We start from the raw sequence: 19,951 nt of genomic DNA, 5'->3' as shown, positions 1-19,951 counted from the left end.
AACAGCGAGAGGGCAGACCCGCCCGGGTCTGCCCTCTCGTGTCGATGTCGGCGGCTGCTGCGAGAATGGACGACATGGGGCGTGGTGACGGATCCGGGCGTCTCGTCTCGCCCGAGAACGCCGACGACACCGGTGCCGGCATCCTCCACGTCGACATGGATGCGTTCTACGCCTCGGTGGAACAGCTCGACGACCCGTCGCTGCGGGGCAAGGCGATCATCATCGGTGCCCCCGAGAGCCGGTCGGTGGTCTCCAGCGCCTCGTACGAGGCGCGTCGCTTCGGCGTGCGATCGGCGATGCCGGTCGGCCAGGCGCTCCGCCTGTGCCCGACGGCGATCGTCGTCCCGCCCCATTTCGAGCGGTACCTCGCGATGTCGTCGCAGGTCATGCGGATCTTCCGCGACGTCACACCGCTCGTCGAGCCGCTGTCGATCGACGAGGCGTTCCTCGACGTGCGCGGAGCGCGCCGGCTGTGGGGGAGCCCCGGACGGATCGCGCGCATGCTGCGCCAGCGAGTGCTCGATGAGACCGGGCTCACCTGCAGCATCGGCGCCGCCGCGACGAAGCACGTCGCGAAGATGGCATCCACCATCAGCAAGCCCGACGGACTCCTCATCATCGCGGAGGCCGACACGGCGGCGTTCCTCGCCCCGAGATCGGTGCGCGCGCTGTGGGGCGTCGGTCCGAAGGCCTCGGAGGCGCTCGAGAACCGCGGCATCCGCACCATCGCGGACGTCCTCGAGGCACCGCGCGAGCTCCTCGATCGCGCGCTGGGATCCGCGATGGGCGATCGGGTGTGGCACCTGGCGCGAGGAATCGACGCGCGTGAGGTCGACACGCGCCGCGTCGAGAAGAGCGTGGGCCACGAGGAGACGTTCCACGACGACATCGCAGACACGGCGATCCTGCGTTCCGAGCTGCGCCGCCTGGCCGACCGGGTGGGCGCGAGGCTGCGTGGCAACGGCTGGGAGGCGTCGACCGTGGCGATCAAGGTGCGCTTCGCCGACTTCACGACGATCTCCCGCTCCCAGACGCTCGTCGAGCCGACGGCCGTCGGCCAGCGGATCGGGGACGCCGCGCTCGAGCTCTTCGGCTCGCTCGAGCGCGCGCTCCCCGTGCGACTGATCGGCGTTCGCGCCGAGAAGCTGCGTGCCGCCGGCGCCGCGGCGCCGACACTGTGGGACGACGACGAGGGATGGCGGCGTATCGAAGATGCTCTCGATGGGGCGACGGCGAAGTTCGGCCGTGGTGCCGTCACACGCGCCACCTTGCTCGGCACGCGCGGCGGCGGCACCATCCCGACCAGTCCACCCGCGCCGCGCCTTGACCAGGGCTGACGCCGCCGACATCGGTTCCGCACGCCGAGGCGGCCGGCTTGTGTCGTGACAGCGGGTGTGCCGGAACCCTCGGGCCCGCTACCGTTGACCCATGCCCAACATCGCACTCGAACTCGGCCAGCAGTCCGCCTCTTTCGGCGTGAAGAGCGCATACGGAGAGCAGCAGGACGTCGACGGCGTCCGGATCATCCCCGTCGCACTGACGTGGTCCGGCTTCGGCGGTGGCTCCGACGAAGCCGGTAACGGCGGAGGCGGCGGAGGCGGCTGGGCGATCCCCGTCGGCGCCTACATCCGGCGTGGGGATGACCTTCGCTTCGAGCCGAACCTCATCGCGCTGCTCACCGTCGCGGTCCCGTTCGTCTTCTTCGCCGGCCGCGCGCTCAGCCGTGTCATCCGCACCATCAAGAAGTAGCGGCACGGACGCGGTCGGCAATTCGCTCGCGATCGCGGTCGATCAGATCAGCCAGGCGATCGCGGCGGTCTCGGCATCCAATCCCGTCGTCCTCATCGACGGTCGCAGCGGTGCCGGCAAGTCTTCGCTGGCACGCGCGCTCGTCGCGCGGTGGCCGCTGCGAGGCCGTGTGCAGGTCGTGGCGCTGGATTCGCTGTATCCGGGGTGGGATGGTCTGGACGACGGCGTCGAGCTGGCGCGCGAGCTGATCCTGACACCCCATGCGCGAGGTCTCGTGGGTGTCTGGCAACGCTGGGACTGGACCGTGGGAGAGCCGGCGGAGGCGCACGCGGTCGATCCGTCGCTGCCGCTCATCGTCGAGGGTGCCGGACTGCTGACGCCGGCGACAGCGCGGCTCGGCGACGTGCGGGTGTGGCTCGAATCGCCGGCGGCGTCGCGCAAGCAGCGGGCGCTCGCCCGCGACGGCGACGCCTACCTTCGGCACTGGGAGCGCTGGGCGCGCCAGGAGCAGCGGCACGTTGCTCGCGATGATCCCATGCGCCTGGCCACACTGGCCTTCCCCGTACCCTGACGCCAGGCGTCAGTCGTCGGTGTCGAGGGCGTTCACGAGACCGTCCAACCGGTAGCCGATCCAGTCGTAGATGCCGAACCGCGGATCGGTGGCGTCGTGATCGTCCTCTTCCACGACCCCGAGACGGGTGGCGAGGACCAGGCGCACTGCGGCGAGAGTGCGCAGCCACGCACGTGCCGCGGCCGGATCGAGCCGGATCTCGACCTGCTCGAGCAGAGCCGGGTCTTCGGGATCCTCGGGGATCACGGCCGCCTCCTGGAGCGACGCGAGGACGTCGGCCGCGTCGGCGGCGCGCCGGTCGAGCAGATCGGACTGCGTCAGCGCGCGGAACTCCTTGGCGGCGTCGTCATCGTCGGAGTAGGCGGAGGGCACCAGCCGCTCGAGCGCGGGATCGCCGTCCTCGGGTGCGGAGTCACGCAGCAGCTCGGCGAACTGGTCGACGAGGCCCGCGAGATGCGCGGCCTCCAGGCGGGTGATCTCCATGACCACGACACGGTCACTCACGCGGGTGCCTGCCGAACGGTCGCCCACAGGCCGTAGTCGTGCATCGCCTGAGCGTGCAGCTCCATCTGCTCCCGTGCGCCCTGCGCGACCACCGCGTGGCCCTCGTTGTGCACGGCGAGCATGAGGCGCTCCGCCTGGGGGCGTGCGAGCCCGAAGTACTCGCGGAAGACATGCGTGACGTAGCTCATCAGGTTGACCGGATCGTCCCAGACGACGGTTTGCCAGGGTCGCGCCGGATCGACGTGGGCTGCCAGATCGACTCCGTGGTCGATGGAGGGGACGGCGACGGGTGTCATCACGCCCATCCCAGCTCGTGCAGACGTTCGTCGTCGATCCCATAGAAGTGGGCGATCTCGTGCACGAGGGTCGTGTGAACCTCGTCACGCAGCTCGTCCTCGTCGTCGCAGACCGCCAGATGCGGCTCGCGGTAGACGATGATGCGGTCCGGCAGCTCGCCGACTCCGTACCGCTCGCGCTCGGTGAGCGCCCAGCCGTCGTAGAGTCCGAGCAGATCGAGACTGCCGTCCTCCGGGCGGTCCTCGACGACGAAGACGACGTTGTCGAGGCCCTCCACCATGTCGTCGGGGAGCGCATCCAGTTCGTCGGTCACGAGTTGCTCGAAGGTCGCGGCATCCATCTCCATCATGATGCCCCGCCTCGACGCGAATGGGGCGCGAATACGCGCCCCATTCGACCGGAATTGGGGTGAGTAACGGGACTCGAACCCGCGACATCCGGCACCACAAGCCAGCGCTCTACCAACTGAGCTATACCCACCATGTCTCCCGCCTGAGCGGGCAACCAGACGATTCTCTCACACCTCTGGGGCAAACGACGACACCACGGCAGCAGCTGCAGCGCGCGCGCCGTCGCTCGTCGGACCGGGCTCGGGGACGAACACCGCCTGGCGGTAATACGCGAGTTCGCGGATGGATTCGAGGATGTCGGCGAGGGCCCGATGGCCGCCGTCCTTCGCCGGAGCGTGGATGTACGCGCGGGGGTACCACCGCCGTGCGAGCTCCTTGATGCTCGACACGTCGACGTTCCGGTAGTGCAGCCAGCGGTCGACGCGCGGCATGTACTTCGCCAGGAACATGCGGTCGGTGCCGATGGTGTTGCCGGCCAGCGGCGCCCTTCCTTCGAGCGGCACGAAGCGCTGGATGTACTCCAGAACCTGGAACTCCGCATCCGCCAGGCTCACGCCGTGCGGGATCTCGTCCAGCAGCCCGGACGAACGATGCATGTTCGTCACGAACTCGTTCATGTTCGCCATCGCCGAATCGTCCGGTTTGATCACGACGTCGAAGCCGGCGTCGAGCGGTCGCAGCTCGAAGTCGGTGACGACGACGGCGATCTCCACCAATTCGTCGACGCCGAGATCGAGCCCCGTCATCTCGCAGTCGATCCACACCAGACGGTCGTTCTCGGATGCACCCACCATGTGCTCCATCCTTGTCGCAAGTCCAGACATCCCACGGGCCTGGAGCCGAGTTCCGGCTCCCACGCCGGACCCGTTGCCCCTCCGGGAGGATTCGAACCCCCGACCTTGCGGGTAGAAACCGCTCGCTCTGTCCCCTGAGCTACGGAGGGAAAGGTGTTTCCACACTACCGGGTCGCACCACGCCGTCGCGGACGCTGGTGGATCGAGCCGGCTGGGCGTACCGTCTGCATCGGAGGCATCGAGAGGAGTTCATGATGAGCACCACAGAGACGCACCACCCGCTCTGGGTCGCCTACGGCGGATCGGGCGTGGCAGGAAGCATCCGCAAGGACGACGACGGCTACACGGTGACGATGGCCGGCGCCGATCACTCGGCGGGCACCTATCCGAGCATGGAGATCGCGAAGAGCGCGCTGCATTCGCGGATGGCGCCGGGAAGCGACTGGCCGCTGTTCCGCGAGCACTGAGCGCGGTTCTCGGAGCGACGCCCGCTGCGGCTCGCGAGAGTCAGGCCGCCTGCTCGGCGCTCACCGCGCGACGTCGGCGGGTGTCGAGCAGCGGCAGTGCGACGTGCACGAGCGGCCCGATCAGCACGGCGAAGAGCACCGTCCCGATGCCCACCGTGCCGCCGAGCAGCCAGCCGATGAGCAGCACGGAAAGTTCGACGAGCGCGCGGCAAAGCCAGATCGGCCAGCCCCAGCGGGCGTTCATGCCGGTCATCAGACCGTCACGCGGTCCCGGACCGAAGTGGGCACCGATATAGAGACCCGAGGCGATCGCGACCAGCAGGATGCCGCCCAGCAGCGTCGCCAGTTGTGCGACGAATCCGGTCGCCGGCGGGACGATGCCGATCACGAGCTGCATGCTGGTGCCGACGAGCAGGATGTTCGCGATGGTGCCGACACCGGGCTTCTGGCGCAGCGGGATCCACAGCAGCAGCACGAAGAAGCCCACGATGTTAGTGATCCAGCCGATGCCGATGCCCGTTCGCACCGACAGCCCCTGCGCGAACACGGTCCAGGGGTCCACGCCCAGCCCCGCCTGCACGGTGAGGGCGCAGCCGGCTCCGTAGAGGAAGAGGCCGACGAGCAGCTGGAGGATGCGGCGGGGCATGGCTCCATCCAATCTCATGATTGGCATGCAGCATGCAGTCCAATGTGACTACGCTGGCCCCATGGATTCTCGGGTCTCGGCGCGCGCCCTGGCGCTCTCCCTCGGCGGATGGCGCACGAGAGAGCCTGCGTACGAGGCCTTGGCCGACGGCATCCGCCTGCTGTGCCTGGACAACCGGCTCGCACCGCGCACGGCGCTGCCGGCCGAACGCGAGCTGGCGAGCGCACTCCATGTGAGTCGCAGCACCGTCGCGGCGGCCTATCGCAGTCTGCGCGACACCGCTCACATCGCAAGCCTGCGAGGATCGGGCAGCGTCACCCTGCCGCTGGGACGCCGTGAGGCCGGTCGGATCGATGCGGTGGACGGCATGATCGATCTGCAGCAGGCCAGCCCGCCGGCGTGGCCCGGGCTCGCGGGCATCATGGCGGAGACGGCGGCGAGCGCCTCGTCCCTGGTATCGCGCGTCGGATACGACGTGCTCGGGCGCATCGAGCTTCGTGAGGCGATCGCACGCCGCTACACGGCTCGTGGCGTGCCGACGCACCCGGACGAGGTCTTGGTGACGACGGGTGCGCAGAGCGCGATCCATCTCGTCTCGTCGGTTCTCATCGGACGCGGCGACCGCGTCCTCGTCGAGACGCCGACCTATCCGCACGCCGCGGATGCCATACGACGCGGAGGCGCGCGGCTCGTCGGAATCCCGGTGACGACGGATGACGGGTGGGACGTCGACCGCGCGGAGCAGGCGTTCGCCCGCACGCTCCCCGTGATGGCGTACCTCATGCCCGACTTCCAGAACCCGACCGGGCGCAGCATGACCGCAGAGGAACGGCAGGCGATGCTCGTCGCGGGCGAACGCTCGGGTTCCGTGCTCGTGCTCGATGAGACGACCGCCGAACTCGACATCGATCGCGCGCCTTTGGCGCCGGGATTCGAGCCCTCGGAGCCGGGGACTGTCGTGCGGCTCGGATCGCTCGGCAAGACGGTGTGGGGCGGGCTGCGGCTCGGCTGGGTGCGCGCCGATGGCGAGCTCATCCGCCGGCTCGTGGCCGCGCGGCCGGCGCACGACCTGGGCACGCCGGAGTTCGAGCAGGCGATCGCGACCCGCCTCCTGACCCGCTTCGACGAGATCGTGACGCAGCGATCGCAGCTGCTGCGATCCGGCCGCGACGCGCTCGTGGCTGCGCTGCACACGGCGGTGCCGTCGTGGGACATCCCTGCCGTGCACGGGGGAGTCTCGCTGTGGATCGAACTCGGTGCGCCGCTCAGCTCGGCATTGGTCATGGAGGCACGCTCCCGCGGCCTGCTCCTGAGTGCGGGTCCGCGATTCTCCGTGGAGGGTGGCCATGAACGCCACCTGCGGGTGCCGTTCACCGCTCCGCCGGAGGAGATGGTGCGCGCCTCGCGCGTGCTCGCCGAGGCATGGGACGCGGTACGGGCCGGAGCCCCGTCGTCGATCGCGGAGCGGGCCGACGCGGTGATCTGAGCAGGCGCCGCCCGCGCACTGCTCACCTCGCGAATCGCAGGCATTCCACTGCGTCGTCGGCGCTCCAGAAGTCGCCGAGGTCGCGAAACGCGTGGGAGGGCGCGTGGAAGCGGCGAGCCCGGAACCGGCTGCCGCCCGGATGGGCGATCTCCTGCAGGTGGCCGATGACCACGCCCGCGTGATCCAGCACGCGCCAGAGGGCGGGTGCCGCAGCGACGAGATGCACACGCGGGTTCGAGGTGAGACGAGGGGTCCCGGATGGTCCAGCTTCGATGACGGTCGGCATGGTTTCCTCCTTTTGCTCGAACATATATACGGGTTGCGACATCCCGTGTTCGCCCGGCTTCCGGCGATTCCTCCCCAGCGAGGCCCTTGGTGCCCGCTCTCCCCAGATGGCTGGTCGCCTCTGCCACGCGCCGGCGGGCCCGGTCAGGCTGGACCCACCGCCGGCGTCCTCGGGCACGGGGCGCCGGCGGCACCACCCGGGGAGAATCCCCGGCCTGACAGATGGGACACGAGATGAGCGACAGAGGCGACACCATCACGATCACCGGGAATGTGGCCACACCACCTGAGCTGAAGCGAACGCCGGGGGGTGTGGTGATCACGACCTTCCGCGTCGCGAGAAGCCTTCGGCGCTACAACCGCGAGACGGGCGCCTGGTCCGATGCGGGCGCGAACTTCTACACGGTGTCGGCGTACCGCACCCTCGCCGAGCACGCGCACCACTCGCTCCAGACGGGCGATCGCGTCATCCTGACCGGCCACCTCCGCGTGCGCGACTGGGACAACGGCACCCGCAAGGGGACCGCGGTCGAGATCGACGCCGATGCGATCGGCCACGATCTCCGCTGGGGGACGACGACCTTCGTGAGGGATTCGAGGGGCGCGACGATCGACGCCGCACGTGACCTCCCGCGGGAGGCGGAGGAGGACGCGTGGGCGGCGCCCGGCGTCGACTCCGCGTCGTCGGGCACCGAAGGCGAGGACGCGCCGCCGGCGCTCGTCGGGGCAGGATCCGCTTCCTCTTCGGCCGACGGGGACGAGACACCCTTCTGACGCGTTCAGCCTGCGCTGGGCGGGCGGCCATAAACTCTCCCCGTGGCCCGAGACCTCCCGCCCCGCGCTCGCTTCGAAGCCCGGCACCGTCGTGTCGCTGCGGCGATTGCGGCGACGCTGCTCGCCGCAGTACTGACGGCATGCGCCCCCGAAGCAGTCCCCGACCCGACGTCCTCGCCGACCGTCACGGCGACGACGGCCGAGCCCGGCCCGAGCTCGACTCCGACGACCCCGCCTGGGCCGACGCTCCTTCCGGACGGCACGGCGGCCGACAACCTGCCGCTGTTCGCATCGGTGACAGCGGCCGTCTGGGCGTCCGGCGATCACGCGGCCGGACGCGCCTACGTGGACGCACTCGCGGCTGCCGGGTTCGACAAGGCGGCCATGCAGGTGACCGACGATCAGACGACGGTGGGCAACCCGGCCGAGAGCATCCAGTTCGCGGTGCGATGGGGCGACGAATGCCTCGTCGGCCAGGTGGGTCCGGCGACCGGAGACCCGGTCACCGTGGTGGTGCCGGTCCTCGCCGAAGGTGCCTGCCTCGTCGGCCAGACACGACCGATCGATTGGTGACATCGGCGCGCGTGCCGTGCGCACCGGACTGCGACGGCCCGGAGCTCACGGCTTCGGACCGGGACTCCGTCCGTCGCGAGGCCGGTAGGCTGGGACGCTGACGTCTGAAGTCCGAGGAGAGCAGAAACCCGCATGGCTGAGTACATCTACTCCATGGTCCGCGCCCGAAAGGCCGTCGGCGACAAGCTGATCCTGGATGACGTCACGATGGCGTTCCTTCCCGGCGCGAAGATCGGCATGGTCGGTCCGAACGGCGCCGGAAAGTCCACGATCCTGAAGATCATGGCTGGCCTCGACACACCGTCGAACGGCGAGGCGAAGCTGAGCCCCGGCTTCAGCGTCGGCATCCTCATGCAGGAGCCCGAGCTCGATGAGACGAAGACCGTGCTGGAGAACATCCAGGACGGCATCGCGATCAAGGCGAAGGTCGACCGCTTCAACGAGATCTCAGGCCTCATGGCCGACCCGGATGCCGACTTCGACGCGCTGCTGGCGGAGATGGGCGTGCTGCAGGAGGAGATCGACGCGGCAGACGCGTGGGACCTCGACTCGCAGCTCGAGCAGGCGATGGATGCACTGCGCACCCCGCCGGGCGACGCCGAGATCGGCCCTCTGTCGGGCGGTGAGAAAAGGCGTGTCGCGCTCACCAAGCTGCTGCTGCAGAAGCCCGACCTGCTGCTGCTGGACGAGCCCACGAACCACCTCGACGCCGAGAGCGTACTGTGGCTGGAGCAGCACCTCCAGAAGTACCCCGGCGCCGTGATCGCGATCACCCACGACCGGTACTTCCTCGACAATGTGGCCGAGTGGATCGCCGAGGTCGACCGCGGTCGTCTCATCGGCTACGAGGGCAACTACTCGACGTATCTCGAGAAGAAGTCGGAGCGCCTCGCCATCCAGGGCAAGAAGGACGCGAAGCTCGCCAAGCGGCTCGCGGAGGAGCTCGACTGGGTGCGCTCGAACGCGAAGGGCCGCCAGGCCAAGTCCAAGGCGCGTCTGGCCCGCTACGAGGAGATGGCCGCTGAGGCGGACCGCACGCGGAAGCTGGACTTCGAGGAGATCAGCATCCCGCCGGGGCCGCGCCTGGGCAGCGTCGTGATCGAGGCGAAGAAGCTCCAGAAGGGCTTCGACGGCCGGTCGCTCATCGACGGTCTGAGCTTCAGCCTGCCGCCCAACGGCATCGTGGGCGTCATCGGCCCTAACGGCGTCGGAAAGACGACCCTGTTCAAGACGATCGTCGGCCTCGAGCCGCTCGACGGCGGAAACCTCAAGATCGGCGAGACGGTCAAGATCAGTTACGTCGACCAGTCGCGCTCGAACATCGACCCCAGCAAGACGCTGTGGGAGGTCGTGTCGGACGGGCTCGACATCATCACGGTCGGCAAGACCGAGATCCCGTCGCGGGCCTACGTGTCGAAGTTCGGCTTCAAGGGACCCGACCAGCAGAAGAAGGCCGGCGTGCTGTCGGGCGGTGAGCGCAACCGCCTCAATCTCGCGCTGACGCTCAAGGAGGGCGGAAACCTTCTGCTTCTCGACGAGCCCACCAACGACCTCGACGTCGAGACCCTGCAGTCCCTCGAGAACGCGCTGCTCGAATTCCCCGGCTGCGCCGTGGTCATCACGCACGACCGCTGGTTCCTGGACCGCATCGCGACGCACATCCTCGCCTACGAGGGCACCGACGAGGACCCCGACAAGTGGTACTGGTTCGAGGGCAACTTCGAAGCGTACGAGGCCAACAAGATCGAGCGCCTGGGTGCGGACGCCGCGCGTCCGCACCGCACCGCCTACCGCAAGCTCACGCGTGACTGACACCCGCGACGCGGCGGCCGGGCTCGACGGAGCCGGCCGTCGCCTGCACATCCCCATCCACCTGCGATGGGGTGATCTCGACGCGTTCAATCACGTCAACAACACCTCCATGCTGAAGCTCCTCGAAGAGGCGCGCGTGCGGGCGTTTTGGCTACCCGAACCGGGGGAGGACGCACCCGACACCGCGGTGCTCGACTCCAGCATCTTCAGCGGGATGCTGACGCTCATCGCCCGGCAGGAGATCGAGTACCTCGCGCCGGTGCCGTACCAGCGGCATCCGCTCGATGTGCAGATGTGGTTCGGCAAGCTCGGCGGCTCGAGCATCGAGGTCTGCTACGAGGTGCGCAGCCCCGTCGAGACGGGCGCCGAGGGCCAGACCCTCTACGCGCGCGCCACGACGGTGATCGTGAAGGTGGACGCCGCGTCCGGCCGCCCGCTCCGGCTCAGCCCTGAAGAGCGAGCCGCGTGGCGGCCGTACGTCGGCGAGCCGATCGTCTACACCCACCGGCACTGACGCTGCGGCGCGGACGCCCGGTACTTACCCTCCGGCGCGGACGCCCGGTACTGATACACCACCGGCACCACCGGCACCGCGTCAGCCGGAGGCCGCGGTCTGGTCGGGAACGCGCACCATGATCTCCTGCGCGACGCTGGCCAGCAGCGTGCCGTCAGCGGCATAGATGCGACCGGTCGCCAGGCCGCGGCCGCCGCGTGCGCTCGGCGACTCCTGGACGTACAGCATCCACTCGTCCACACGGCCGAAGCGGTGCCACCACATCGCATGATCGAGGCTGGCGACCTTGAGCCCGGGCGTGGCCCACGAGACGCCGTGCGCGCGGAGGATCGACTCCTGGATCGTCAGGTCGCTCAGGTAGGCGAGTGCCGCCCGGTGGGTCGCGGGGTCGTCGGGGATCTGTCGGCGCACGCGCATCCAGACTGCCTGCCGCGCAGCGCGATCGGGGTCCGCCGTGACGTATATGGGCGCCGGGATGTGGCGCAGGTCCACCGGCCGATCGGTGAACAGACGCTTCGACATCGGATGCAGGCCCTGAAGGTGCGATTCGATGTCGGGTAGCTCGTCGGGTGCAGGCAGGCCGTCGGGCATCGGCTCGTGGTGCTCGAGGCCCGGGTCCTCATCCTGGAACGAGGCGATCATCGAGAAGATCGGCACGCCCTCCTGGTACGCCTGCGTGCGCCGCGTCGAGAACGAGCGCCCGTCGTGGATGCGGTCGACCGAGAAGGTGATGCCCTTCGTCGAGTCGCCGGGGCGGAGGAAGTATCCGTGCATCGAGTGCACGGTCCGCTCGTCGGGGATCGTCCTCGAGGCCGCAACGATCGATTGCGCCAGCACCTGGCCGCCGTACACGCGGCCGAGGGGCATCGACTGCGACTGCCCGGTGAAGATGTCCTCGGTGGTGCGGGCATCCGAGGCGCTCAAGTCGATCACCGACAGCATCGACGCGACCGGATCGGTCTCGGGCGCCGCCTCGGCGTTCGGCTCGGCTTCCACGGTGCTCCTCTCCGGGGCGGCGACCGCCCGCAGGTCCGGTTGGTAGCTTAGAAGACGATGTCTCCGCGCCTGTTGCTTGCCGACCCCGCGTCCGCGGCCGACGCCCTCACGTTCGCCGCCCGCGCTGCGCGCTTCACGGTCGAGGGGGTGCGGCTGCAGGCCTCCGGTGGCGTGCTCGCGATGACGGCCGCGCCGCTCGCGCCTCGCGGGTTCGGCGACCCGACGCCCACGGTGCTGGCTCTGCGCACCCTTGCGGCGGATCCGGAGCTCGTGTGCGACCTGGTGGTCGATGCCTCCGCTCTCTCCGCATCCCCTGACGACGCGCGGGCGGTGGAGCTTCCCGAGACGGCCCTCTCGCCGGCGTGGGCCGGCATCACGCCACCACGCAGCGGTTGGGATGCCCGGCCCGGCATCGACGCATCGACCCTCGCGGCGAAGGCCCAGGGCGGCATCGTCCGTGTCGCCGACACCGTGCCGACGGATGCGGGCGAGGACGTCGTACGGACGGTGCGCGCCGCGGTGTGGGGCGCACCGGACGACGACCTCGGCGGGCTGCCGCTCGGCGTCGCCTTCGCGGCGCTCAGTCTCGGGTTCATCAGCGGCGGCGAGTCCGCGCGTGTGTTCGCGAGCGGCCCCTGGACGCGCGTCAGCCTCACGCGGGGGCACGTACTGGTGCGCGGACCCGTGGCCACCGGCCTCACGCCCGTGCGGCGGACGGGTCCGGCCGCGAGCTGAGGCCGCCCGCCCGGCAAGCCCAGGCGCCCGAGCGCTGAAGGGTCGTCAGACGGCTGCCGCGGCGGCCCGGCCGGCCACGCGCCCCGAGAAGAGGCATCCGCCCAAGAACGTGCCCTCCAGGGCGCGGTATCCGTGCACGCCACCGCCGCCGAACCCGCTCGCCTCTCCCGCGGCGTACAGCCCGGCGACGGGTTCGCCACCGGCGCCGAGCGCCCGGGCGGACAGATCGGTCTCGATGCCGCCCAGGGACTTGCGCGTCAGCACGTGCAGCTTGACGGCGATGAGCGGTCCCGACTTGGGATCGAGGATCCGGTGGGGGCTCGCCGTGCGGATGAGCCGGTCGCCGCGGAAGGCCCGTGCCGAGCGCAGCATGGCGATCTGCGCGTCCTTGGTGAAGTCGTTGGCCATCTCGCGGTCGCGGGCCTCGACCTCGAACCGCACTCGATCAGCGTCGAGCGCGTCGCCTCCGGGCAGGGCCTTCATCCCCGCGATGAGGTCATCGAGGGTGTTGCGCACGACGAAGTCGGCGCCCTGGTCCATGAACGCCTGCACCGGGCCCGACGCGCCCTTGCCCAGGCGAGACTTGGCGAGCAGCCGCACGTCCTTGCCCGTGAGATCCGGATTCTGCTCGCTGCCCGAGAGGGTGAACTCCTTCTCGATGATCTGTTGCGACAGCACGAACCACGAGTGGTCGTAACCCGTTGCGCGCAGGTGCGCAAGGGTGCCGAGGGTGTCGAATCCCGGAAAGAGCGGGACCGGCAGGCGATTGCCCGTCGCGTCGAGCCAGATCGACGACGGGCCGGGGAGGATGCGGATGCCGTGATCCGGCCACACCGGGTCCCAGTTCTGGATGCCTTCGACGTAGTGCCACATGCGGTCGCCGTTGATGAGGCGGGCGCCTGCTGCCTCGCTCACCGGCTGCAGGGAACCGTCGACGTACGCGGGGACGCCGGTGAGCATCGTGGCCGGGGGAGTGCCCAGGCGCTCCGGCCACCACTTGCGCACCAGTTCGTGGTTGCCGCCGATACCGCCGGACGAAACGATCGTGGCCCCCGCGGTGATCGAGAACGTGTCGACGACCTCGCGCGAGCTCGCCGCACCGCGCGCGGCTCCGGAAGGCGCCAGCACGTCGCCGGTGGCACCGGTGACCGTGCCGTCGTCGACCGTGAGCGACGTGACGCGGTGGCGCGGCAGGATCGTCACACGTCCCTCGGCCTCGCCTGCCTCGACGGCCGCCTGGAACGGCGCGACGACGCCCGGGCCCGTGCCCCAGGTCACATGGAACCGCGGCACAGAGTTGCCGGGTCCGGTGGCGGAGTATCCGCCGCGCTCGGCCCAGCCGACGATGGGGAAGAAGCCGACGCCCTTCTCCCGCAGCCACGAACGCTTCTCCTCGTGGGCGAACTGCAGGTAGGCCTCGGCCCACCGCCGCGGCCAGAGGTCTTCGTCACGGTCGAAGCCGGCGTTACCCAGCCAGTCCTGACGCGCGAGGTCCAGCGAGTCATGGATGCCGAGCCTTCGCTGCTCCGGCGAGTCGATGAAGAAGAGTCCGCCGAACGACCACCACGCCTGACCGCCGAGGTTGGCGCGCGGCTCCTGGTCGACGATCGTGACGCGTTTGCCGGCGGCGACGGCCTCCGCCGTCGCGACGAGGCCGGCGAGGCCCCATCCGATGACGAGGATGTCGGTGTGGTGGGCGGCGAGGGGCATGTCGACTCCTTTGTCGGCGGGGGATGAAGACCGAGACCGTGTCTCAGCGGGCGGGGCCGGGTTCAGCGGGCGGGGCTGCGGTCACCGGGAAGGATGCCGAGCTTCGGGCGCCGGCGGCGGGTCCGATGCCCGAGGGCTCGAAGGTGTTCACCATCGCATACGCAGCGCGCTGCAGGTAGTCCCACAGCGTCGTCTCGTGCAGCGGCGGCAGGTCGAGCTCGTCCACGGCCCCGCGCATGTGAGCGAGCCACCGGTCGCGCGCATCGGGATCGACATGGAACGAGGCATGCCGCATCCTCAGGCGGGGGTGTCCGCGCTCCTGGCTGTACGTGGTCGGGCCGCCCCAGTACTGCTCGAGGAACAGGGTGAGGCGCTCCTTGGCAGGCCCGAGGTCCTCTTCGGGGTACATCGGGCGCAGCACCTCGTCGTCGGCGACCCCGCGGTAGAACGCGTCCACGAGCCGCACGAACGTGTCGTGCCCGCCGACCTCGTCGTAGAAGCTGAGCGGTGTTGCCGGTTCCGCGGCGGGCCGGGGGGCCGCGCCCGCGTCGCCCGGGGAGCCGGCGGAGGGCAGGGGAGGCACGGGTTCGGTCATGGCGTTCCTCCGGGATTCGTTCCGGGCCCGTCGCCCGGTGACGGGTCCTTCTTGCTCGTGCGCTTGGGCTTCCACACGGCGCGCTCGGGGGTGGGTGCTACGGGCGTGGGCTTGGTCTTCGGCGGATTGGCACCGCGCACGCGCTGAGCGCCCTCGATACCCGTGGGCATGACCGCGGTGAGCGCGGGAAGCGTGATGCCCATCTCGTCGATGGTGTGCTTGAGCCGCATGCGCAGCTCGCGGGCGACGTCGTCCTTCGCGTTGGCGCGGGTCTTCATCACGAGGCGGATGACGAGCGCGTCGCCCGAGATGGATTCGAGTCCCCAGACCTCGGGCTGCTCGAGGATCCGCGTGCGCCACTTCGGGTCCTTCGCCAGGGCCTTGGCGGTGTCGAGCATCGCCTTCTCGACCTCGTCGATGTCTGAGTCGGTGGCGACGGACAGATCGAGGATGACGCGGGACCAGCCCTGTGACAGGTTGCCGATGCGCGTGATCTCGCCGTTGCGGACGTACCAGAGGGTGCCGTTCACGTCGCGCACGTGGGTCACTCGGACGCTCACGTACTCCACGATGCCCGTGGCCAGACCGAGGTCGACGACGTCGCCGATGCCGACCTGGTCCTCCGCGACGATGAAGATGCCGTTGAGCACGTCCTTGACGATGTTCTGGGCACCGAAGCCGAGGCCGGCGCCGATCGCGGCGGTCAGCAGCGTCAGCGACCCGAGCGCCGTCGGTGCGAGGACGTTGAGGATCAGCAGCAGCGCGATGATCACGATCGTCACGTTGACGATGTTGCTGAGGATCGAGCCCAGGGTGCGCGTGCGCTGGACGAGCCGCACCGACGCGAGCGGTGACCGCTCCAGCGCCTGCGTGTCGTCGACGTTCGCCTTGTTCTTCGCGCCGTTGACGATCCGGTTCACCACGCGGTGGATGACGAGGCGCAGGACCCACGTGACGAGGATCGCGCCGACGATGATCGCGGCGACGGCGGCCAGATTCAGACCCGCCGTCGTGAAGAACCCGCCGACCTCCTGCCAGAACGCCGCATCCGTGATGCCTACGGAGTCGGCGGCGGGCGTGGCGTTGTCGAGGGGAGCGCTGATCATCGTGACGATCCTAACGGCGCACCCACCGCCGGGCCTGAGGCCGCACTCAGCCTGTCCGCCTGCCGCCGTCGGGCCCGCCGTTGCCGCCGGACACGCCGCCATCAGGTCGCACCGGCGTCGCGGCGTCGACGAGACGGAGGCGGTGCGCGAGGATCACGGCGTGCACGCGGTCGCGGGCGCCGAGCTTCGCCAGGACCCGCCCGACGTGCGTCTTCACGGTCGATTCGCTGACGAAGAGGTGCCCCGCGATCTCCGCGTTCGTCATCCCCCGCGCGATCGCCAGGAACACCTCGCGCTCCCGCTCGGTCAACTCGGACGTGGGGTCGGCGGCAGGAGGCGTCGGCGCGAACGGGGCGCTGGGCGCGGCGTGCAGCCGCTCGATCAGTCGGCGGGTCACCGCCGGCGCGAGCACCGCATCGCCGCGGTGCACGGCACGGATCGCCGCCGTGAGTTCGGCGCGCTGCACGTCCTTCAGGAGGAATCCGCCCGCGCCGGCATCGAGGGCGCCGAACGCGTATTCGTCGAGGTCGAACGTCGTGAGCACGAGCACACGCGTCGCGGGGTGGGCCGCGACGATCTCGCGAGTCGCGGCGATGCCGTCGGTGCGCGGCATCCGGATGTCCATGAGCACGACGTCGGGGGAGTGCTCGGCCACGGCGCGCACAGCCGCATCACCGTCGGCGGCCTCGCCGACCACCTCGAACTCGGGCTCGGCCTCGAGCACGAGCCGGAAGCCGAGGCGGATCAGCTCCTGATCGTCGACCAGCAGGATGCGGATGCCGTCGGTCATGGATTCTCCTCACCGGGATCGGGTTCAGCGGTGCCGGTCGCCACGGGCACCGGGAGGGACGCGCGCACGATCCAGCGCCCGCCCTCCGCCGGTCCGGCCGACAGCTGCCCGCCGACGTGTGCGGCGCGCTCGCGCAGGCCGGGTAGCCCGTACCCGCCTCGGGCATCGGATGCGGATTCAGCGCGGGCGCGGACGCCGTCGTTGATGATTTCCACGTCGACGTCGTCCCCTACGACGATGCGCACGTCGATGCGTGACGCGGTGGGTGCGTGCCGCATGGCGTTGGTCAGCGACTCCTGAACGATCCTCGTCACCGCGAAGCGCACCTCGGCGGGTACGGCGTCGATGCGCCCCTCCGTGTGCAGGCGCACCGGGAAGCCGGCACGCTGGGCCGCTTCCACGGCGTCACCCGCCGTCGCGGGCAGGACCGGAGACAGCGGTGCGCCGGGCGACGGGTCGGGGTCGCGCAGCACACCCAGCATCGCCCGCATCTCGGCCAGCGCGCCGCGCGCGGTCGCGGCGATCTGCTGGGTCGCCACGCGCGCGCGCGCCGGATCCGTGGTCGCGGTCGCACCTTCTGCCAGGGCGACGACGACGGTGAGGTTGTGCGACACGATGTCGTGCATCTCCCGCGCGATGCGCGTGCGTTCGGCCGCGGCTCCCAGCCGCGCCTGCTGGTCGCGCTCGACGAGCAGCTGCCGTGAGCGGTCGATGAGCGCCTCGAGGTACCGCCGCCGGTTGCCGACGTTCACTCCGATGAGCGCGGCGATGAGCAGGGCGACGACTGCCGAGACGAGCGTGGTGACGAGGGACGTCAGCTCGGACGGCAGTGCGAGCACCGCGATGGCCGTGGAGAGCGTCATCGCCGCGGTCGCCGCTCCCAGGGCGATCCAGCAGGCGCGCGCGGAGCGGTACACCGCGACGGCGTAGAGGGCGAAGGCCGGGAGGAGATGGGACGCGGGGACCAGGCTCGGCGGAAGCACCAGCACCGGCACCATGGTGGCGACGAACACCGCGAGCGGCCGATCACGGCGGAGCATCAGCGCGGCGGACGCGAGCAGGATCAGGACGACTGCGAGCCAGACCTGCGCGTCCGTCGGCGGCGTACCGAACTCCGCGCGGAGCGTCACGGCCGGTGCCGACAGCACCAGGGCGACGAACGCGATGAGTGCGTCGGCGATGCGCCGATGCCGCGCCCAGTAGCGACGGAGGAAACCGGGCTCGCGCGGCAGCAGCAGACCGTCGTCGGCGCCTGGAGGGGCGCCGACGACGGCCGTGAGAGCGCGACGGGGCATCCGACCGACTCTACGCGTCGCGGGTGCGCAGCACCGCCCAGCCGCCGGCGAGCAGGACGGCGACCCAGCCGATCAGCGCGAGGAGCGACGGCAGGATGTCTTCGGCGCCGGGAGTCGAGATCGTGCTCGCGGCTGCCATGGGCAGGTACTCCCCGAGGTCGACGATCCACTGCCACGCCTCGCCCGCCATGGCGAACATGCTCGTGACGATCGGCAGCACGAAAAGGAGCCCGACGGTCGCCGCGATCGCTCCCGCGCCGTTGCGGATCAGGAAGCCCCACCCCAGCCCGATGAGCGTGAACGCCACCATCGACAGCACGCCGTAGGCGAGGGGGATCCACGACTGTGCGGCATCCGACCAGTCGATCTGCTCGGAGAGCAGCGGCGAGGTGGCGAGGATGGCGATCGCGTACATGACGACCGTCGTCGCGGCCATCAGAGCACTGACGACGACCGCCTTGGCGGCGAGCACCGTGCCGCGGCGAGGGTCCGCCGTCAGGGTGGAACGGATCATGCCGGTCGAGTACTCGCCCGTGATCGCGATGGCACCGAGGATGCCCGCGACGAGCATCGTGAACTGGGTGGGCGTGAGGATCGCGCTCACGGCGGGGAATCCCGGTCCGAACGACGAGGAGGCTGCCGCGATCATCATCGATATGCCCACCGAGAGGGCCGCCGCGATGCCGAGCGACCACCAGGTCGACCGCAGGCTGATGAGCTTGATCCATTCACTGCGGATGAGGTGGCCGAATGTCAGGCGGTGGGCGGAGACGGCCCGCGTCGCGTGGGCGGGAGGAGCGGTGAGGGTGGTCATGAGATCTCCTTGGAGGCGTACTCGACGGCTTCGCCGGTGAGGGCGAGATAGGCGTCCTCGAGCGATCCGGTTCGTGAGGTCAGCTCGTGCACAGGGATGCCGAGCGAGGCGGCGAGGTCGCCCACGACGGCGGCGGTGACACCCGAGATGTCGGCGGCGCCGGGCTCGGTCGCGGTCACCGCGACGTCGGGGCCCGCGAGCGCCGCGACGAGTTCGGTGAGGCGCGGGGAGCGCACCGCCACGGTGTTGGTGGTCCAGGCGCGCACCAGCGCGGAGAGCTCGGCGTCCGCGAGCACCCGGCCGCGGCCGAGGACGATCACGTGATCGGCGGTCTGCGCCATCTCGCTCATGAGGTGGGAGGACAGCAGCACCGTGCGCCCTTCGGCCGCGAGGTAACGGACGAACTGGCGTACCCATCGGACTCCTTCGGGATCGAGCCCGTTCACGGGCTCGTCGAGGATCAGGGTCTTCGGGTCGCCCAGCAGTGCCGCGGCGATGCCGAGCCGCTGGCCCATGCCGAGCGAGAACTTGCCGGCACGCTTGCCCGCGACGGATCCGATGCCGGTGAGCTCGATGACCTCATCGACCCGTGCATTGCCGATGCCGTGGGTCGCGGCCATCGCGCGCAGGTGGTTGCGGGCCGAGCGACCCGTGTGCACCGCCTTCGCGTCGAGCAGCACCCCGACCTCGGTCAACGGCGCGCGCAGCCGCGAGTAGGGCTCTCCACCGACGGTGACGGTGCCCGACGTGGGCCGGTCCAGGCCCACGATCATGCGCATGGTGGTGGACTTGCCGGCGCCGTTCGGACCGAGGAAGCCGGTCACCTTGCCCGGCTGCACCGTGAACGACACGTCCGATACGGCGGTCTTGTCTCCGAATCGCTTCGTGAGATTCTCTGCAACGATCATGCTCCCACGCTAGGAGCGGGCCGCTTCGGGCGCGTCCACCTGGAGGACGAAAGTGCGCCACGGCGCGTGGTACCACGGTGCCGGAACCACGGATGCCCCGGCCTCGGCGACTGCCGAGGCCGGGGCATCCGTGTGTCGGCTACTGGGCGTCGCGGTCCTGCACAGAGAGGGCGCGCTCGA

At 70.1% G+C, this 19,951-nt stretch carries 24 protein-coding genes and 2 tRNA genes; 10 read left to right on the top strand and 16 right to left on the bottom strand.

What is annotated here, in order from left to right; translation table 11 throughout:
- Window positions 1-74 precede the first annotated feature (74 nt).
- The 3 genes from VIP82_RS16780 to VIP82_RS16770 all read left to right on the top strand — a co-directional run bounded on the left by VIP82_RS16780 (window position 75) and on the right by VIP82_RS16770 (window position 2,320).
- Window positions 75-1,337 carry a DNA polymerase IV gene (locus tag VIP82_RS16780; RefSeq protein ID WP_331910655.1) on the top strand — a complete coding sequence of 421 codons (1,263 nt, stop codon included), beginning with the start codon at window positions 75-77 and terminating at the stop codon, window positions 1,335-1,337.
- A 91-nt stretch (window positions 1,338-1,428) separates the two neighbouring features.
- Window positions 1,429-1,749 carry a hypothetical protein gene (locus VIP82_RS16775; protein ID WP_331910653.1) on the top strand — a complete coding sequence of 107 codons (321 nt, stop codon included), beginning with the start codon at window positions 1,429-1,431 and terminating at the stop codon, window positions 1,747-1,749.
- Window positions 1,724-2,320 (top strand): hypothetical protein, encoded by a 597-nt coding sequence (locus tag VIP82_RS16770; protein WP_414684695.1) that lies wholly within the window; start codon window positions 1,724-1,726, stop codon window positions 2,318-2,320. Before VIP82_RS16775 ends, VIP82_RS16770 begins: the two co-directional genes overlap by 26 nt.
- A gap of 9 nt (window positions 2,321-2,329) precedes the next feature.
- Here the strand turns inward: VIP82_RS16770 and VIP82_RS16765 are convergent, their stop codons facing one another.
- The 6 genes from VIP82_RS16765 to VIP82_RS16740 form a co-directional block, all read right to left on the bottom strand.
- Window positions 2,330-2,824, bottom strand: coding sequence for a DUF2017 family protein (locus VIP82_RS16765; protein ID WP_331910651.1), 495 nt, complete (start codon window positions 2,822-2,824; stop codon window positions 2,330-2,332).
- The gene (clpS, locus tag VIP82_RS16760; RefSeq protein ID WP_331910649.1) at window positions 2,821-3,129 is read right to left on the bottom strand and encodes an ATP-dependent Clp protease adapter ClpS; all 309 of its coding nucleotides are present in this window, start codon (window positions 3,127-3,129) and stop codon (window positions 2,821-2,823) included. The genes VIP82_RS16765 and clpS overlap by 4 nt, the downstream gene beginning before the upstream one ends.
- On the bottom strand, window positions 3,120-3,470 hold the full coding sequence (locus tag VIP82_RS16755; protein WP_331910647.1) for a metallopeptidase family protein: 351 nt from the start codon (window positions 3,468-3,470) through the stop codon (window positions 3,120-3,122). Before VIP82_RS16755 ends, clpS begins: the two co-directional genes overlap by 10 nt.
- Before the next feature lie 55 nt (window positions 3,471-3,525).
- A tRNA-His gene (locus tag VIP82_RS16750) sits at window positions 3,526-3,601 on the bottom strand.
- 37 nt (window positions 3,602-3,638) lie between these two features.
- Window positions 3,639-4,265, bottom strand: a complete 627-nt coding sequence (orn, locus tag VIP82_RS16745) for an oligoribonuclease (RefSeq protein WP_308867063.1) — start codon at window positions 4,263-4,265, stop codon at window positions 3,639-3,641.
- A gap of 76 nt (window positions 4,266-4,341) precedes the next feature.
- Window positions 4,342-4,414: transfer RNA gene (locus tag VIP82_RS16740), tRNA-Arg, on the bottom strand.
- 105 nt (window positions 4,415-4,519) lie between these two features.
- Between VIP82_RS16740 and VIP82_RS16735 the strand changes: the two genes are divergently transcribed.
- Entirely contained in the window at window positions 4,520-4,732 is a 213-nt protein-coding gene (locus tag VIP82_RS16735) for a methyltransferase (RefSeq protein ID WP_331910645.1), read from the top strand.
- A gap of 40 nt (window positions 4,733-4,772) precedes the next feature.
- Here VIP82_RS16735 and yczE read toward each other — a convergent pair whose 3' ends face one another.
- On the bottom strand, window positions 4,773-5,378 hold the full coding sequence (gene yczE / locus VIP82_RS16730; RefSeq protein WP_331910643.1) for a membrane protein YczE: 606 nt from the start codon (window positions 5,376-5,378) through the stop codon (window positions 4,773-4,775).
- 61 nt (window positions 5,379-5,439) lie between these two features.
- Between yczE and yczR the strand changes: the two genes are divergently transcribed.
- On the top strand, window positions 5,440-6,864 hold the full coding sequence (yczR, locus tag VIP82_RS16725) for a MocR-like transcription factor YczR (protein WP_331910641.1): 1,425 nt from the start codon (window positions 5,440-5,442) through the stop codon (window positions 6,862-6,864).
- A 22-nt stretch (window positions 6,865-6,886) separates the two neighbouring features.
- Here the strand turns inward: yczR and VIP82_RS16720 are convergent, their stop codons facing one another.
- Window positions 6,887-7,150, bottom strand: coding sequence for a hypothetical protein (locus VIP82_RS16720; RefSeq protein WP_331910639.1), 264 nt, complete (start codon window positions 7,148-7,150; stop codon window positions 6,887-6,889).
- 233 nt (window positions 7,151-7,383) lie between these two features.
- Between VIP82_RS16720 and VIP82_RS16715 the strand changes: the two genes are divergently transcribed.
- From VIP82_RS16715 to VIP82_RS16700, 4 genes are all read left to right on the top strand, one after another.
- Window positions 7,384-7,923, top strand: coding sequence for a single-stranded DNA-binding protein (locus VIP82_RS16715; protein ID WP_331910637.1), 540 nt, complete (start codon window positions 7,384-7,386; stop codon window positions 7,921-7,923).
- 42 nt (window positions 7,924-7,965) lie between these two features.
- Window positions 7,966-8,496 (top strand): DUF6993 domain-containing protein, encoded by a 531-nt coding sequence (locus tag VIP82_RS16710; protein ID WP_331910635.1) that lies wholly within the window; start codon window positions 7,966-7,968, stop codon window positions 8,494-8,496.
- A 132-nt stretch (window positions 8,497-8,628) separates the two neighbouring features.
- Window positions 8,629-10,308, top strand: coding sequence for an energy-dependent translational throttle protein EttA (gene ettA / locus VIP82_RS16705; RefSeq protein ID WP_331910633.1), 1,680 nt, complete (start codon window positions 8,629-8,631; stop codon window positions 10,306-10,308).
- Window positions 10,301-10,822, top strand: coding sequence for an acyl-CoA thioesterase (locus VIP82_RS16700; protein WP_331910631.1), 522 nt, complete (start codon window positions 10,301-10,303; stop codon window positions 10,820-10,822). Before ettA ends, VIP82_RS16700 begins: the two co-directional genes overlap by 8 nt.
- 81 nt (window positions 10,823-10,903) lie before the next feature.
- Here VIP82_RS16700 and VIP82_RS16695 read toward each other — a convergent pair whose 3' ends face one another.
- Window positions 10,904-11,764: an acyl-CoA thioesterase gene (locus VIP82_RS16695; RefSeq protein ID WP_331910671.1), complete on the bottom strand. Its 861-nt coding sequence runs from the start codon at window positions 11,762-11,764 to the stop codon at window positions 10,904-10,906.
- A 111-nt stretch (window positions 11,765-11,875) separates the two neighbouring features.
- Between VIP82_RS16695 and VIP82_RS16690 the strand changes: the two genes are divergently transcribed.
- The gene (locus VIP82_RS16690) at window positions 11,876-12,553 is read left to right on the top strand and encodes a DUF8185 domain-containing protein (RefSeq protein ID WP_331910629.1); all 678 of its coding nucleotides are present in this window, start codon (window positions 11,876-11,878) and stop codon (window positions 12,551-12,553) included.
- Between the two features lie 45 nt (window positions 12,554-12,598).
- Here VIP82_RS16690 and VIP82_RS16685 read toward each other — a convergent pair whose 3' ends face one another.
- Genes VIP82_RS16685 through VIP82_RS16655 form a run of 7 tightly spaced genes read right to left on the bottom strand, consistent with a single transcriptional unit; the run spans window position 12,599 to window position 19,771 of the window.
- Window positions 12,599-14,263 (bottom strand): FAD-binding dehydrogenase, encoded by a 1,665-nt coding sequence (locus tag VIP82_RS16685; protein WP_331910627.1) that lies wholly within the window; start codon window positions 14,261-14,263, stop codon window positions 12,599-12,601.
- Window positions 14,264-14,306: 43 nt separating this feature from the next.
- The gene (locus VIP82_RS16680; protein ID WP_331910625.1) at window positions 14,307-14,858 is read right to left on the bottom strand and encodes a globin; all 552 of its coding nucleotides are present in this window, start codon (window positions 14,856-14,858) and stop codon (window positions 14,307-14,309) included.
- Window positions 14,855-15,964 (bottom strand): mechanosensitive ion channel family protein, encoded by a 1,110-nt coding sequence (locus VIP82_RS16675; RefSeq protein WP_331910623.1) that lies wholly within the window; start codon window positions 15,962-15,964, stop codon window positions 14,855-14,857. Before VIP82_RS16675 ends, VIP82_RS16680 begins: the two co-directional genes overlap by 4 nt.
- A 46-nt stretch (window positions 15,965-16,010) precedes the next feature.
- On the bottom strand, window positions 16,011-16,754 hold the full coding sequence (locus VIP82_RS16670; RefSeq protein ID WP_331910621.1) for a response regulator transcription factor: 744 nt from the start codon (window positions 16,752-16,754) through the stop codon (window positions 16,011-16,013).
- Window positions 16,751-18,049 carry a sensor histidine kinase gene (locus VIP82_RS16665; RefSeq protein ID WP_331910619.1) on the bottom strand — a complete coding sequence of 433 codons (1,299 nt, stop codon included), beginning with the start codon at window positions 18,047-18,049 and terminating at the stop codon, window positions 16,751-16,753. The genes VIP82_RS16670 and VIP82_RS16665 overlap by 4 nt, the downstream gene beginning before the upstream one ends.
- Before the next feature lie 10 nt (window positions 18,050-18,059).
- A complete protein-coding gene (locus VIP82_RS16660) occupies window positions 18,060-18,863 on the bottom strand; it encodes an ABC transporter permease (protein WP_331910617.1) in 804 nt (267 codons plus the stop codon).
- On the bottom strand, window positions 18,860-19,771 hold the full coding sequence (locus VIP82_RS16655) for an ABC transporter ATP-binding protein (RefSeq protein ID WP_331910615.1): 912 nt from the start codon (window positions 19,769-19,771) through the stop codon (window positions 18,860-18,862). The genes VIP82_RS16660 and VIP82_RS16655 overlap by 4 nt, the downstream gene beginning before the upstream one ends.
- Window positions 19,772-19,951: the final 180 nt, after the last annotated feature.

The sequence above is a fragment of the Microbacterium sp. genome (assembly GCF_036566905.1).
GTDB lineage: Bacteria > Actinomycetota > Actinomycetes > Actinomycetales > Microbacteriaceae > Microbacterium.
The sequence above is the reverse complement of the archived record's forward strand: the minus strand, read 5'-3'. Positions and strand labels throughout refer to the sequence as shown.